Source organism: Chloracidobacterium thermophilum B (assembly GCF_000226295.1).
GTDB classification, from domain to species: Bacteria; Acidobacteriota; Blastocatellia; order Chloracidobacteriales; family Chloracidobacteriaceae; genus Chloracidobacterium; species Chloracidobacterium thermophilum.
The window spans coordinates 286,502-300,361 of record NC_016025.1; the positions used below are offsets into that span (position 1 = coordinate 286,502).

The 13,860-nt window shown below is 62.6% G+C and carries 11 protein-coding genes; all 11 read right to left on the reverse strand.

Features of this window, described 5'->3' with window-relative positions:
* Positions 1 to 5: 5 nt before the first annotated feature.
* Positions 6 to 1,175: a cytochrome c oxidase subunit II gene (coxB, locus tag CABTHER_RS12265; RefSeq protein WP_228374108.1), complete on the reverse strand. Its 1,170-nt coding sequence runs from the start codon at positions 1,173 to 1,175 to the stop codon at positions 6 to 8.
* A gap of 13 nt (positions 1,176 to 1,188) precedes the next feature.
* Positions 1,189 to 2,079: an SCO family protein gene (locus tag CABTHER_RS12270; protein ID WP_014100975.1), complete on the reverse strand. Its 891-nt coding sequence runs from the start codon at positions 2,077 to 2,079 to the stop codon at positions 1,189 to 1,191.
* An 80-nt stretch (positions 2,080 to 2,159) separates the two neighbouring features.
* Positions 2,160 to 2,840: a hypothetical protein gene (locus CABTHER_RS12275; RefSeq protein WP_014100976.1), complete on the reverse strand. Its 681-nt coding sequence runs from the start codon at positions 2,838 to 2,840 to the stop codon at positions 2,160 to 2,162.
* Positions 2,827 to 4,062 (reverse strand): hypothetical protein, encoded by a 1,236-nt coding sequence (locus tag CABTHER_RS12280; protein ID WP_014100977.1) that lies wholly within the window; start codon positions 4,060 to 4,062, stop codon positions 2,827 to 2,829. Before CABTHER_RS12280 ends, CABTHER_RS12275 begins: the two co-directional genes overlap by 14 nt.
* Positions 4,062 to 4,727, reverse strand: coding sequence for a c-type cytochrome (locus CABTHER_RS12285; protein WP_148264096.1), 666 nt, complete (start codon positions 4,725 to 4,727; stop codon positions 4,062 to 4,064). The genes CABTHER_RS12280 and CABTHER_RS12285 overlap by 1 nt, the downstream gene beginning before the upstream one ends.
* Positions 4,711 to 5,259, reverse strand: a complete 549-nt coding sequence (locus CABTHER_RS12290) for a DUF3341 domain-containing protein (RefSeq protein WP_014100979.1) — start codon at positions 5,257 to 5,259, stop codon at positions 4,711 to 4,713. Before CABTHER_RS12290 ends, CABTHER_RS12285 begins: the two co-directional genes overlap by 17 nt.
* Positions 5,256 to 6,662, reverse strand: a complete 1,407-nt coding sequence (gene nrfD / locus CABTHER_RS12295) for an NrfD/PsrC family molybdoenzyme membrane anchor subunit (RefSeq protein ID WP_014100980.1) — start codon at positions 6,660 to 6,662, stop codon at positions 5,256 to 5,258. The genes CABTHER_RS12290 and nrfD overlap by 4 nt, the downstream gene beginning before the upstream one ends.
* A gap of 25 nt (positions 6,663 to 6,687) precedes the next feature.
* On the reverse strand, positions 6,688 to 9,927 hold the full coding sequence (locus tag CABTHER_RS12300) for a TAT-variant-translocated molybdopterin oxidoreductase (protein WP_014100981.1): 3,240 nt from the start codon (positions 9,925 to 9,927) through the stop codon (positions 6,688 to 6,690).
* A gap of 19 nt (positions 9,928 to 9,946) precedes the next feature.
* Complete coding sequence (locus CABTHER_RS12305) at positions 9,947 to 10,591, reverse strand: cytochrome c3 family protein (protein ID WP_014100982.1); 645 nt, start codon at positions 10,589 to 10,591, stop codon at positions 9,947 to 9,949.
* A gap of 495 nt (positions 10,592 to 11,086) precedes the next feature.
* Positions 11,087 to 12,235 (reverse strand): N-acetyl-alpha-D-glucosaminyl L-malate synthase BshA, encoded by a 1,149-nt coding sequence (gene bshA / locus CABTHER_RS12310; protein ID WP_014100983.1) that lies wholly within the window; start codon positions 12,233 to 12,235, stop codon positions 11,087 to 11,089.
* A 54-nt stretch (positions 12,236 to 12,289) separates the two neighbouring features.
* A complete protein-coding gene (locus CABTHER_RS12315; protein ID WP_014100984.1) occupies positions 12,290 to 13,849 on the reverse strand; it encodes a transcription antitermination factor NusB in 1,560 nt (519 codons plus the stop codon).
* Between the last annotated feature and the right edge of the window lie 11 nt (positions 13,850 to 13,860).

Genomic DNA, 13,860 nt, shown 5'->3' on the forward strand with positions numbered 1-13,860 from the left:
TCAGATCAGTTGGGTTTCGGACGGGTTCCTTCTGACACCGGGGAGGGCGTGGGGGCCGCACCGGCCGGCGCAACCGTCGCCGGAGGTGATGTGCCCGGCGTCATACTTGGTTTGACGTTGCCGGTGGGGAGCGTCTGGTCGGGATTCTGACCGGCCGGGCGCGGGGCCGGCGCCGTCGGCGGCGCCACCGGCTCAAACTGCTCGTACTTCTTGCCCAGGTGTTTGATGTAGGCCACCAACTCGATGATTTGTTCCTCGGTCAGTTGCCCATCGTAGCCAGGCATGATGTTGTCGTAACCGGCAGCAATCTTGACACCGGGTTTGAGGATGGACTCGCGGATGTAGTTTTCGTCCGCGACAATAACCTCGCCGGTCGTGAGCTGGACATTGCGGCCGTACAGTCCGGGCAGGTAGGGCCCGCGGGCTTCGGCATCGCCGGTATGGCAGCCATTGCAGGCGAGTTTGTTGAACAGGGCCTCGCCGCGCAGTGCCAGCGAGCCGGTCGCCGCGCCGTTGAGCCAGGTTTGGTATTCATGGGGTTCGAGGGCGATGACTGAACCGATCATGTTGGCGTGTTCCGTGCCGCAATACTGCGAGCAGAACATGTGGTACGTCCCCGGCTTGGTCGCCTCAAACCAGACTTCCGTGTACCGCTTGGGAATCACGTCCATGTGAATCCGAAAGGCCGGCACGAACATACTGTGGATGACATCTTCCGACACCATGACCAGTTTGACAGGTTTCCCGACCGGGATGTGCAGCGTGTTGATCTCACGCTGTCCGTCCGGGTGCTGAAACTTCCACATCCACTGGCGGCCCGTGCAGGCAATTTCGAGGGCACCTTCGGGCGCTTTGGCGTCCTTGAAGTACACAAACGCCCCCCAGCCAAAAAACGACATGAAGAACAGCGAGGGAATGATGATCCACGCCCACTCCAGTGCGACAGGGACATGGGCCTCTTCAGCCAACTGGTCGGGCGTCCGCCGGCGGTATTTGACGGCAAAGTAAAAAATCAGCAGAACAATGGCGATCGAGACGCCGCCGCAGACCGCGAGCATGAAGAAGTACAGGGCATCCACGTTGGGCGCATTCGCCGATGCCTGTTCTGGAAACAGCGGCACCCGCCGCGCCGCTGCCGTCCAATTGAAGCATGTAGTCAATATGGTCAATGGCATCATGACAACATCCCTATCCGGCATTGGCCGTGGTTGAACCGGCGGCCAGTGCCTGCCGTTCCTTGCGTTCCTGCCACAGGAAATAACCAATCAGGCTGCCGAGCAGCAGCACCGTCAGAACTGCGAAAATCTTGACGGTCGTCAGAATCAGGGGCGTGTAGCGCCCGGTCACAGGGTCATAATGGAAGCAGTAGAGCAGAACCTGCTCGACCGGACTGCCGATCTTGCCCTGTGAGGACTGAATGAGTGCAAAGCGCAGGTCGTTGGGGCGGTATTCGACGCCGTAGAAGTAGTGTGAGAGCTGGCCCTGGGGGGTGGCGACCATGATGGCACTGGCGTGCGCATACTGCTGGGTGGCTTCATCCCAGGCGTAACGGAAGCCAAGCGCCGCTGCCAGCCGGGAGACTTCTTCTTCCCGTCCGGTCAGGAAGTGCCAGCCGCCTTCCGTGCCGGGACGGCCGTAACGTTTGAGGTAGCTCTGCTTCTTGCCAGCCGCCAGTTCCGCCGTCTCGCGCGGATCAATGCTCACAATCACCACTTCAAAGTCCTGTCCCGGTGTGTAGTGGACTTCGCGCAGGCCCTTGATGAGGCCGTTGATAATCTGGGTGCAGAGCATCGGGCAGGTGAAATAAACCGGCGCCAGGATGACTGGCTTATCGGTGAAGTAGGTGCGCAGGGGGCGCTCCTGGCCGGTTTCATCCCGCAACTGGACATCGAGAGGAAGCTGTGCGCCCAGGTTCTGCGTGACGCCAATCTGCTTGAGCAGCTCCGGCGACCCGGAGGGCATGCCGGTCTGGCTGGGCATCTCAACCTGCTGTCCGATGCCGTACTGGGCCAGGGCTGGCGGCGTGGCCAGCACGAGTCCCAACCAGATGAACCAAACCGTTGCAAAAACTTTCTTCATACAAAACCACTCAATCCTTTGAAAAACCCGCCGCGCCATACCCAGCTCCGGCCAGACCCGATCACCCCGGCCAGGTAGCGTCAGTGGGGTCCCCCGTGGGAGACATCTGTCTTACCGGGTGCGGCCGGTGGCCCGACCGTGCCGGGTGCGGCCGGTGGCCCGACCGTGGGGGCCGTTGTGGGCGGCACTGCCGGTGCTGTTGGCGTTGCAGCCGCCGCCGTCGCCGGGCGCGGCAGTGGCCGCCCGGAGTTGGAATCGCCCGAATGCCGCAGTACTTCTTCCTTGTCGAACAGCGGCATCCCCGTTCCGCCCGGACGATGAACACCCGTGGGCGCATTGAACGGCTGAACCCGGTTGCTGCTGGGCAGACCGCGTTCGAGCGTCAGCTTCATGGCCCGTTCAATGGGGATGTGAACGATGCCTTTTTCCTTTGAGACCCAGCCATAGCTTTTCAGGTGGGCTTCTTCCTTGGCGCGCCAAATCCGCATGTCAGCTTCCGGCGATTCCTGAAGCGGCGGTTCGTGATCGTTGATTACCCGTGGCTCCGTTTTGGGGCGTTCCGTCTTTGGCTGGACAACGCGGTGGCCGCGCTCATCCAGGTAGCTGTAGAGCACATTGATGACCACAGCGCAGCAGATCGTGAAGACCAGGACAGCAATGCCGACGCCGAACACCGCCTTGATGTTGGCGTCGCTTTGCTCAAAACCGACGCCGTTGGGTAACTCGTGGTGATTGGATTTGTCGGGCTTAGTGTCCGCCATGGGCAAACGCCTCCTTCATGTTCGGATCGTGCCGGGGAATGAGCGGCCGCTGTTGCAGGTTGCGCAGGTAGAACCACACCCAGATGCCGCCGATGGCCAGCGGGGTAACAATGTCCATCCAGGTCAGGCTGAAGTGCGACAGATGCTCGACGGCGTGGAATCCATGTCCGGCGTCATACGTCGGCTTGATCCACCAGAACAGGTCCACCATCCGCATGAAGATGATGAAGGCCCCGACGTAGATGAGCGGTTTGCCGGGGTCTTTGACCTGCCGCTGCAACAGGACGGCAAAGGGCAGCATGAAGTGGCCGACCAGCAGGCTGGCTGCCACATAGCCCCAGCCGCCGTTGAGCCGGTTCAGATACCAGGGCGTTTCTTCCGGCAGGTTGCCGGAGTAGGTGATGAGAAACTGGGACAGCGAGGTGTACGTCCACAGCATTGTGAATGCCAGCATGAGGTTGCCGAAGTCGCGGAAGTGCTTGGAGGCAATCAGCCCCTTGAACGGAGGCATATCCGACATCAGGGCCACCAGGGCCACCGTGAAGCAGATGGCGGAAAGCAGATTGCCCACCATATTGATGAGCGGATACATCGAGGAGAACCAGTACGGTTCGAGCGACATCAGCCAGTCAATGTTGGAGAACGTCATGGTGATGGCCATCACCAGCAGCCCCGGGCCGCTCAGGTTGCGCAGTTTCTGGGCCAGTTTCTTGTCGCCGCTCTGGTCCTGCTCCAGCGACCAGCGGCTCAGGAAGTACGCCCAGACGATCCACACCGTGAAGTAAAACGCCAGACGCCCCAGGAAAAACGGTACGTTGAGGTAGGTGGCTTTCTGGTGCAGGTGGTGATCGGCTTCCACGCGGGCGGTGTCCGTCCAGATGTAAAGTTTGTTGAGGAGCACCCCGGCAAGAATCGGCAGGAAAAACAGAGCCATCAGCCACATGTTGCGGACGGCGGCTTCCATCGTGCGCCGCCCCAGAATGCCCCAGCCGCCGCCCGTCAGGTACTGAATCATCAGGAGAACCATCGCCCCCAGCGTCACCCCATTCCAGAAGGTGAAGGCAAAAAGGTAGGCGTGCAGGAACTGCCGGAAGTCAAGAACCGCCGCCACAATAGCGAGCACGGCACCAAGGATGCCGATGATGAGCGCCGGCATCTGGAGCTGCCTGACAACCGCCGGCACGGGGGCGTCCCACTGCACTTGCGTCGCGTCGTAGCTCATCAGTGCGTTCCTCCCGAATGTGAGGCCGAAGGTGAAGCGGCCGGTTTGGAGGCCGCCGGAGGGGTCGGCTGGGCGTCGAGCTGCTGCCGCTGGTCGGCCGGTACGTCTTCAAGGCGGGCATTCTGGCTCAACTGCAGGGCCCGGACGTACGCCACGATGGCCCACCGGTCGGAAACCGGAATCTGATGGGCATGGCCCGGCATGGCGCCATAGCCGTTGGTGATGACGGAAAAGTAGTAACCCACTGATTTTTCACGGGTTTCCGGGTCGTGAAACGATGGCGGCGGAGAAAACCCGCGCTGGACGATCATGCCGTTCCCGTAACCCGAAAACCCGTGGCACATCGTGCAGTAGATGGTGAACCGTTCCTGCCCCCGCCTGAGAACTTCTTCGGTGATGGGGAAGGGAAAGGTCGTCACGTAGTCGCCGTTTTCCTTGCGCCCCAGAAACACTTCCGGGTCATCGCGCAGAAAGCCGCGGGCAACCGTCCCGGCCACCAGCGGCCGCGCCGAAGCCCGGTCGTTGAACGTTTCACTCCGCTCCAGGGGGTCATAGCGTGGCTGGTAGCTCATCTTCTGCTTGCAGCCAGCGCCGCCGGCCAGAAGCGTTGCCACGATGCCGGCCCAGACGAGGCGCTGCACAGGGCCACTAGTCGTCTTCAACATCGTGAATCTCCATTGGCTTCAGACCTTCGAGAAACCGGTGGACGGCATCGAGGTCAAACTTTGGATCGGCCGACTCAATGCAGAGGAAAAACCGGCTCTGCGTGGCCTGGGAAAAACTTGGCACGTTGAACAGCGGATGATGCGGCCGGGGCAGCCCGTTGAGCGCCAGCATCGCCAGCACGCCGGTAAACGCTGCGAACGCCACCGTGCACTCGAAGGTGATGGGGATGAACATCGGCCAGGCATAGAGCGGCCGGCCGGCAATGTTCATCGGGTAGTGCACCAGGTTGGCGTACGCCTGCATGCCAAATCCGACACACGCCCCGGTCAGCCCCGCGAAAAAGACAATCTTTGAAATGGGGTTTTTGTGGTCGTGCATCGCCTCGGCCAGTTCCTCGATAGGGAAGGGCGAATAGGCGTCATACTTGCGATAGCCAGCGTCATGCGTGGCGCGGGCCGCGGCAACCAGCGCCGCCGGCGACTCGAACTCGGCCAACACCCCGTAGTAACGCGGTCGGTTGCTTGGCTTCATGATTTCGCCGCTCCTTTCTCCGGCACGCCCGTAGCGCCCGGCAGAAGCATCTGCATTTCAGACATCGAAATCATCGGCAGTAGGCGGATGAACAGGAACAGCAGCGTCAGGAAGAAGCCCATCGTGCCGATGTACAGCGTCCAGTCCCAAAATGTCCCAGCGTAGGTTCCCCAGCCGGAGGGCAGGAAGGTCCGGTGGAGGCTGACGACGATGATGACGTACCGCTCCAGCCACATGCCGACGCTGACGAACATCGAAATCGCAAACAGCCACCAGGCATTGCGTCGAATCCGCTTCGACCACAGGAACTGCGGCGCAATGATGTTGCACACGATAAGCCCCACATACAGCGCCCAGTAGGGGCCGAAGACGCGGTTGTGCACCATGAACTGCTCGTACTCGTTGGCGCTGTACCAGCCGTAGAACAGTTCCATGATGTAGGCGTAGCCCACCATGTTCCCCGTCACCAGTGTAATCAGCCCCATGTTTTCAAGGTGCTTGTCGGTGATGAAATCTTCCAGCCCATAGACCCAGCGCACTGGGATGGCCAGCGTGAGCACCATGGCAAACCCGGCATAGATGGCGCCGGCGACGAAGTAGGGCGGGAAAAACGTCGCGTGCCATCCGGGAATGATGGATACTGCGAAGTCAAAGCTGACGATGGTGTGTACCGACAGCACCAGCGGCGTCGAAAGACCGGCCAGCAGCAGGTAGATGGATTCGTACCGGTGCCAGTGGCGGGCCGAGCCGCGCCAGCCCAGCGAGAAGAAGCCATAAACGGTTTTGGCAAACCAGCTCCGCGCCCGGTCGCGCATCGTGGCCAGGTCGGGAATCAGACCGACGTACCAGAACACGAGCGACACGCTGGCATAGGTCGAGACGGCGAACACGTCCCATTCGAGCGGGCTGCGAAACTGCGGGAAGTACATCCCCATCGTGTTCGGATAGGGAAAGAGAAAGTAGGCGTACCACGGCCGCCCCAGGTGCAGCACCGGAAACAGTGCCGCACAGGCTACGGCAAACAGCGTCATGGCTTCGGCAAAACGGTTGATCGAGGTGCGCCATTTCTGGTGCAGCAGCAGCAGGATGGCCGAGATGAGCGTTCCGGCGTGCCCGATACCGATCCACCAGACAAAGTTGATGATGTCAAACCCCCAGCCGACCCGGTTGTTGATGCCCCAGACGCCGACGCCTTTGTAGAGGAGGTAGCTGATCGAGCCGAGCATCATCATGAAAATCATGAAGGCAATGCCAAAACCGACCAGCCAGCCGAAGGTCGTTCCCCGCAGCAGGACGATGGCGCTGATCTTTTCGTTGATGCTGGCGTAGGTATGCCCCGGCCCGATGACGGGCAGGCGACTCGTGGGCGACTGAGAGTGTTCAAACGTGTTCGACTCGGACATAGGTCAAGGTCGCTCCTGTGCTTTCTCAGTGACCGGGCGCGTGACTTCCGGTGGGCTTGTCCGGCGTGCCGCTGCCGTGGGGTTCCGCGGCGTTGCCGCTGTGGTGTCCGCCGGAATGACCGCCGCCGTGACCGGTCGCCTGCTTGCGGGAAGGCGTCAGGTCGGGATGGACGTTGCGCACTTTCGCCAGGTAGGAAGTCCGCGGACGGACATTGAGTTCGGCCAGCAGCCCGTAGTTCGTCGGCTCCCTGCGCAACTGGGCAATCTGGCTGTCTGGATCGTTGATGTCACCGAAGATGAGGGCCTGCGTCGGACAGGCGGCCTGGCAGGCTGTGATGACTTCGCCATCCAGGATGCGCCGGTCTTCTTTTTCGGCCTCGATGCGCGCGGCATTGATGCGCTGGATGCAGTAGGTGCATTTTTCCATCACGCCGCGCGTCCGCACGGTCACATCCGGGTTGCGCCCCAGCTTCAGTACCGGCGTGTCATAGTCGGAGTAGTGCAGGAAGTTGAACCGGCGCACCTTGTAGGGGCAGTTGTTGGCGCAGTATTTCGTCCCAACGCAGCGGTTGTAGGTCATCTCGTTGATGCCTTCCGGGCTGTGGGTCGTTGCGGCCACCGGACAGACCAGCTCGCACGGTGCCATTTCGCAGTGCTGGCACATGACGGGTTGCAGGTGCAGGGCGAGGTTGGGGTCGTTCGGGTCGCCGGCATAGTACTGGTCAATCCGAATCCAGTGCATTTCGCGCTCGCGCAGCACTTCGGCCTTGCCCACGATGGGGATGTTGTTTTCAGCCGTGCAGGCCACAACACACGCCTGGCAGCCGGTGCACACGTTCATGTCCACGACCATGCCCCAGGCATAGCCCTTGGTGTAGTCGTCGGGCGGCTCGAACAGCGTCAATTTGCGGGCTTTCGGGTCATCGAACTCGGTACGCGCAAACTGCGGGTCGGAGAGGTATTCCGTCAGGGTGGCTTCCCGGACGAGTTGCCGGCGCTCAAAGGCCCCGGCGGCTTCGATTTCCCAGTGCATCTGGGTGCAGGCCAGGCGGGCGGTTTCGCCGGTTTTGGCGACCTTGGCCCCGCTGGCAGCCCACAGGTGGTCTGCTGCCCGCAGGACATTGGCATTGAAACCAGCGCCGTTGCCGACACTGCCAGCGCGCTCCCGCCCGTAGCCCAGGTGGAGCGTCAGCGTGTCGTCCGGGTGGCCGGGGACAATGAGTGCCGCGCCGCGTACCCGCCGCCCGCCGACTTCCACTTCGACAACCGCATAGGGGTCGGTGTCGTGCGTCCGTACAACACCCAGTTTGGCTCCGGTGCGGGGCGAGACAATGACGGCGTTGTCCCAGGTGAGTTTCGTGCGTGGTTTCGGTGTTTCCTGCAACCAGCCGTTGTTGGCAAAGCGTCCGTCGTAAATCATCGGGTCGGGGCGGAAAACCACTTCCAACCCGTCACCGGCTGGTTTGGGAAGCGTGGCGAGCACCTGGGAGGCGACACCGGTCAGTGTGACCTCGATGGGCGTAAAGGCCGAGCCGTCCAGGTAGCCGTCATGCAGTGTGCGTCGCCATTGCTTCTCGAAGTCGTCTTGTAGTCCGACAGCATTGCGTCCCACGCGCACCGGGCCAGTGGCATTCGGTGTGAAGGCTTTGCCGGACTTCAACTGCGCCAGGTGGCGCTGCCAGAAGTGGCGGACGATTTCATCGCTGTTCTGGTTGAACTCATCCAGAAAGGCCGCCAGAAGTTCCAGCGGTGATTTGGTTTCCCGGTAAAGCGGCGCAATGAGCGGCTGCTGCACGGAAACCGTGCCGTCGTGGGCGCGGGCATCACCCCAGCATTCGAGGAAGTGCGAGGCCGGGATGTGCCAATGGCAGCGGGCTGAGGTTTCGTCGAAGTAGAGACTGAGGTGGGCGGCCAGTTTGACCTTCTGCAACCCGCCGGCAAAGTCCACGTCCGCCGCCGCCGTATAGGCCGGGTTGCCTTCCAGGATGATGAGGGTTTCGACCGCGCCGGCATGCATGTCTGTCACGAGCTGCCGGAACTCAGCTTCCTGATCGGTTGGCGCGATTTCGGGCGAGTCGGTGTAAAACAGGGTTTTTCCGACGTTGCCCAGCCTGGCGTTGATGGCGTGGGCGAGGAAGTGCAGGGCCGCTGGCTGGTAGTCCCCGACGAGAAACAGGCTCTTGCCAGCGTGGGCCTGCAGGTCTTTGACGAGCGTTTCGACGAACTTCGCATGGGCTGCTGGCGGCTGCGCCGGGCGTCCGGTGTCAATTCCCAGCCCGACGGCGACAGCATTGGCAATTTCGATGAGTTCACTGGGGCGCACCGCAATCCGGTGGTCGGCCACGGTCCCGGTGGACGTGAGCGTGCACTCCACCATGTACAGCCGCGACATCTGTTTGGTCGTGTCCTGGCCGAAGCGGGCGCGACGCCGGCGGCTGAAATCCTGGGCATAGCGCACGTGGCCGGGGCCGGCCGCCAGGAAGTCGGCATCGAAGGCCGCCACCACATCGGCGGCCTCGAAGCGGTACTGCGTCGCCACAGCGCGTCCAAAGGCCAGCCTGGCCCCGGCGCGCACCTGGTCGCGGCCGCATGGCTCGTACTGCACCCATTTCGCTTTTGGAAAGGCAGCCAGAATGCGCTGAAGCTGGAAGCCAAGCGTCGGTGAGGTGACGGTTTCCGTCAGAATCCGCAGTCCGGCGCCCTGGTCAGCCCGGTGCTGGTCAAGCATCTTGCGCAGGTCGCGCAGAAACATGTCATAGGGCCGCGCATCGCCATAGTAGCGGGTGGTCTGGGAGCGGTCCGGGTCGTAGAGGGTCAGGATGGCCGCCTGGGTGAAGGCATCCGTCGCCCCCAGGCTGGCCGGGTGATCGGGGTTGCCTTCGATTTTGGTCGGGCGGCCCATGTGGCTTTCGACGAGTACGCCCGTCACCTGCCCGCCCATGCTGAAGGTCGAGGCGTAGAACAGCGGCTTGCCCGGAACAATCTCCTCCGGCGCTTTGACGTAGGGCACGATTTTGCCGTCGTCCGGGTAGGCACTGCAGGCGGTGAGTCCGGCCAGCCCGAAGGAGGCGCCCATGATTTTGAGGAAGTGCCGCCGGTCAAGGGCATCGCCGAGCAGTGACGCCTGGCGCGGAAAGGCCTCGGCGAGCGCCGCCTGCGCTTCCGGGTCGGCGAGCAGCCGTTCGATGCCGCGCCAGTGAGCCGGTTCCGGCTGGCGGGCGTTCGGCGGGGAAGGGACGGAGGAAGGTACAGAATGATCGGTCATGGCGTCGCGCTTCAGTGGTTCAGTGGTGACAGGTCGAGCAACTCGTGAGCTTCCGAGCCGGTTCGATGTTGTATTCCTTGACGAGACGCGCTCCCAAACTGGCTTGCGTTTCGCCAATGTCCTCTGGCTTCCACGTCATATTGAAGACCTGGTCGCGCGGCCGGATGTGCTGTGCCGGATTCCGGTGGCAGTTCAGGCACCATTCCATCGTGTGGGGTTGGTCCTTGTAGATGAGTTGCATTTGGTCCACCCGCCCATGGCAGGACACACACCCGATGCCTTTCTGCACATGGACGCCATGGTTGAAATAGACGTAATCGCCGAGGTTATGGACGCGGTTCCACTCCAGGGCCTGCCCGGATTTCCAACTGGCACGGACGGGTTCAAGCATCGGCGCCCCAAACCAGATTTGCTGGTGGCAGTTCATGCAGGTCGAAATCGGGGGCACGTTGGCAAAGGACGAGTGTTCGACCGAGGTGTGGCAGTAGCGGCACTCGATCCCAAGCCCGGCGACGTGGTGCTGGTGGCTGAACTGCACCGGCTGGGGCAGGGCAATCCCCACGTTGGTGACGTTCGACGAGCGGTTGATTTCAAGCAGCAGCCACGCACTGAACCCGATGATGAACACGGCCCCGAAAATGGACACCTTCGCAACCGTGTTCATACTGCGATGGAAATGTTGAGCCATAATCAAACCCCTCTGTTGCGCGCCACTCCCCGCCCGGCTGAAAACCAGGTGCTAGCCAGAGCACTGCCCGTCCATCCGGCAGGGGACGGGCGCGATGGGGAGGCAGGACACAGCTTTCCGATCTGGGACGTCGTCACTGTTGTTCAGGGTAGCCATCGAGTCGCCTCATCCCGCAGGTGCCTGGACGCAACAGTAGGTGGGGGGACAGCAACGGGACGGATACTCGAAACGTCGTTATCAAGCGTCTGGTTTCGTACGCTGGACAGCCGCGGCAGATGAACCGGGGAGGTGGTTCGCACTACCGCCGAAGCCTCGGGCTTCGTGTGCTGCCGTACGAAGTGCCGCTAATCTAGCGTGTTTTTCCGAACGTTCCAAGCCCTTTTTGCATGTTTTTTCACAAAACGGGGCCGCTGCCCGGGACCTGTGCCTGGAACCTGGCGGTGGCGGGCGGATGCGCCGGGCGGTGCCGGTTCAGCCACGCCGGGCGCGGAACTGCTCGATGACCCGCCGGTAGTAGGCTTCGTAGCGGGTCACGATGTCGTTGGCGTTGAAGTTTTCCACGGCAACACGCCGGCAGGCCTGACGCATGCGGTGGTGCAGGTCGGCGTCGGTCAGCAGCCGCTGCGCGTGGTCGGCCATGGCCTGGATGTCGCCGACTTCGGCCAGAAAGCCGGTTTCGCCGGGCGTGACAAGTTCCGGCAACCCCCCTGTGCAACTCGCAATCACCGGCACTTCACAGGCCATGGCTTCAAGCGCCGCCAGCCCGAAGGATTCCGACTCGGAAGGCAGGAGCAGTACATCGGCCAGCGACAGGTAGGCGGGAATGTCCGGCTGCTTGCCGACAAAGTGAACCCGCTTGGCAATGCCTTTCTGCCGGGCGAGCCACTGCGCCTGGGCGCGCTCCGGGCCGTCGCCGACCATGATCAACTGTACGGGGAGGTGGCGGCTGAGCCGCGCAGCAATACGAATGCAATCGGTTGTACGTTTGACGGCGCGGAAGTTGGAGACGTGAACCAGGATGGGTTCGTCGGGTTTGGCAAAGGTGGCGCGGAGCGCCGGGTTTTCCATCCGCCGGTAAACCTGGCTGTTGATGAAGTTGGGAATGACCTCGATGGGCGTGTCGGTACAGATGTCGAATTCGCGGCAGGTTTCGGCGCGCAGGTACTCCGAAACGGAGGTCACCCCGTCGCTTTGCCGGATGGCAAAGCGCGTGATGGGCAGGTAGGAGCGGTCAGTGCCGACCAGCGTGATGTCCGTGCCGTGCAGGGTGGTAATGAAGGGCACCGGGCGGGTGTCCTTGAGCATTTCCCGCGCCAGGAAGGCGCTGACCGAATGTGGAATGGCGTAGTGGACGTGCAGCAGGTCGAGTTCGTATTCGAGCGCCACTTCGGCCATGCGTACCGCCAGAGCCAGGGCGTAAGGCGCGGTGTCAAACAGGGCATAGTTGGTGGCTTCGACCTCGTGGAAGTGCATGTGGTCCGGCATGCGGCTGAGGCGCAGGGGCAGCGTGGCGCAGATGAAATGCACCTCGTGGCCGCGGGCGGCCAGTTCGAGACCGAGTTCGGAAGCGACGATGCCGCTTCCGCCATAGGACGAATAGCACGTGATACCGATTTTCACGGCGGGTGGGTTCCTCTCCAGAAGCTTCTCCGGGTGGCTTCTCAGGCGTCTGCCTTAGTCCGGGCCGTGGCGACGCAGCCGCGCCGCGAAAAAGCCATCCGTCCCGTCCTGGTCGGGCCACAGCCGCAGGAAGCCTTCGCTGGTCAGCGCGTCACCGGCATCAGGTGGGGGGACAACCTCAAAGTTGCGATGGTGTTTGAGAAAAATCCGTATGACCTCTTCCCCTTCGCGGGCTTCAAGGGAGCAGACCGCGTAGAGCAGAAAGCCGCCGGGCTTGACGGCCTGGGCCGCGTTCCAGAGCAGCCGGGTTTGAATCCCGGCCAGCTCGGACAGTTTGCGTGGCGTCAGCCGCCACTTGATTTCCGGGTGGCGGCGCAGCGTGCCGGTGCCAGAACAGGGGGCATCGAGCAGCACGGCATCGAAGGAATCCGGGAAGAGTGAAAAGGGCAGTTTTTTGCGGGAGCGGCGGTGGTCGGCCGGGGAGATCAGATGCGTCGAGGTGGCGTCGGCGACGTAGCACCGGGCGATGCGGACGCCCAGCCGGGCCAGGTTCTGCTCCATGGCGGCGACCCGGTGCGGATGGACATCCAGCGCCGTAATCGTGCCTTCGTTCTGCATCAGGGCTGCAAGCTGGGCCGTTTTGCCGCCCGGCGCGGCGCACATATCGAGCACCCGCTGTCCCGGCTGGACGCCCAGCCAGCGGGCGACCTGCTGCGAGCCGGCGTCCTGCACGTAAATCTTGCCGCTTGTCAGAAAGGGACCCAGAGCAGAGAGGTCGCCTTCGACCATACAGGTTTCCGGCAGCCCGGCGAAAGGTTGGAGTGTGAACCCGGCAGCGGTCAGTTCCTGCCAGGTGACTGGCGGGTCCTGGCGGAGCGGATTGAGCCAGATAAAGGTCGGCGCTGGCAGGTTGTTGGTGGCCGCAATGCAGGTGGCGCGGGTCTCTCCCAAGGCGCGCGCCCAGTGGCTCAGCAGCCAGGCCGGATGGGACAGCTCGGCTTCCCGGTCGGTGATGGTGGCCGGTGCAGGACGGTCCGGTGGCGGCGGAGGCGGCGCCTTGCGGCGGGTCCGTTTGGCCGGAACCGGCGGCGGCGGCGGTTTTTTCAGAATCCTTCGGACCGGAGCCAGCTTGTTCTCGTCCAGACCGCGCTGCCGCAGGATTTCACGCAGGATGGCGTTGACAAACCCGGCCGCATGGCTGCTTTCGGACGACTGTTTGACGAGTTCCACCGCGTCGTGGACGACCGCAAAGGGCGGCGTGCGCGTCAGGAAGGTGATTTGGTACAGCCCCATGCGCAGGGCGGTTCGTACGGCCGGATCGAGGGTGTTCAGTTCCCGTCCAGTGTGTTTCCTTAGCTCGGCGTCAAGCTTGCCGCGCCAGCGCAGCGTGCCCAGCACGATGTCTGTCGCCAGGCGGCGGTCGGCGGCCAGTTGTTCCGGGTCACCGGAAGGGGACAGCCGGGCGAAGGCCGCATCAAGGGCTTCATTGGACCAGGCTTCATCGGTCTCGACGCGCATCAGCGCCAGAAAGGCCGCCCGGCGCGCCCGGCTGATCTCCCGTGGCAGCGCAGGTGGTGTCGCAGTTGGTGGTGAGACATCGGATGTTTCTGGCATGGGATACAGGC

Excerpts from the sequence above, each read along its gene's own strand:
- nrfD (WP_014100980.1), bottom strand. The coding sequence starts at position 6,662 with ATGTCCGAGTCGAACACGTTTGAACACTCTCAGTCGCCCACGAGTCGC.
- CABTHER_RS12275 (WP_014100976.1), bottom strand. The coding sequence starts at position 2,840 with ATGGCGGACACTAAGCCCGACAAATCCAATCACCACGAGTTACCCAAC.
- CABTHER_RS12290 (WP_014100979.1), bottom strand. The coding sequence starts at position 5,259 with ATGAAGCCAAGCAACCGACCGCGTTACTACGGGGTGTTGGCCGAGTTC.
- CABTHER_RS12300 (WP_014100981.1), bottom strand. The coding sequence starts at position 9,927 with ATGACCGATCATTCTGTACCTTCCTCCGTCCCTTCCCCGCCGAACGCC.
- coxB (WP_228374108.1), bottom strand. The coding sequence starts at position 1,175 with ATGCCATTGACCATATTGACTACATGCTTCAATTGGACGGCAGCGGCG.
- CABTHER_RS12280 (WP_014100977.1), bottom strand. The coding sequence starts at position 4,062 with ATGAGCTACGACGCGACGCAAGTGCAGTGGGACGCCCCCGTGCCGGCG.
- CABTHER_RS12315 (WP_014100984.1), bottom strand. The coding sequence starts at position 13,849 with ATGCCAGAAACATCCGATGTCTCACCACCAACTGCGACACCACCTGCG.
- CABTHER_RS12285 (WP_148264096.1), bottom strand. The coding sequence starts at position 4,727 with ATGTTGAAGACGACTAGTGGCCCTGTGCAGCGCCTCGTCTGGGCCGGC.
- CABTHER_RS12305 (WP_014100982.1), bottom strand. The coding sequence starts at position 10,591 with ATGAACACGGTTGCGAAGGTGTCCATTTTCGGGGCCGTGTTCATCATC.
- CABTHER_RS12270 (WP_014100975.1), bottom strand. The coding sequence starts at position 2,079 with ATGAAGAAAGTTTTTGCAACGGTTTGGTTCATCTGGTTGGGACTCGTG.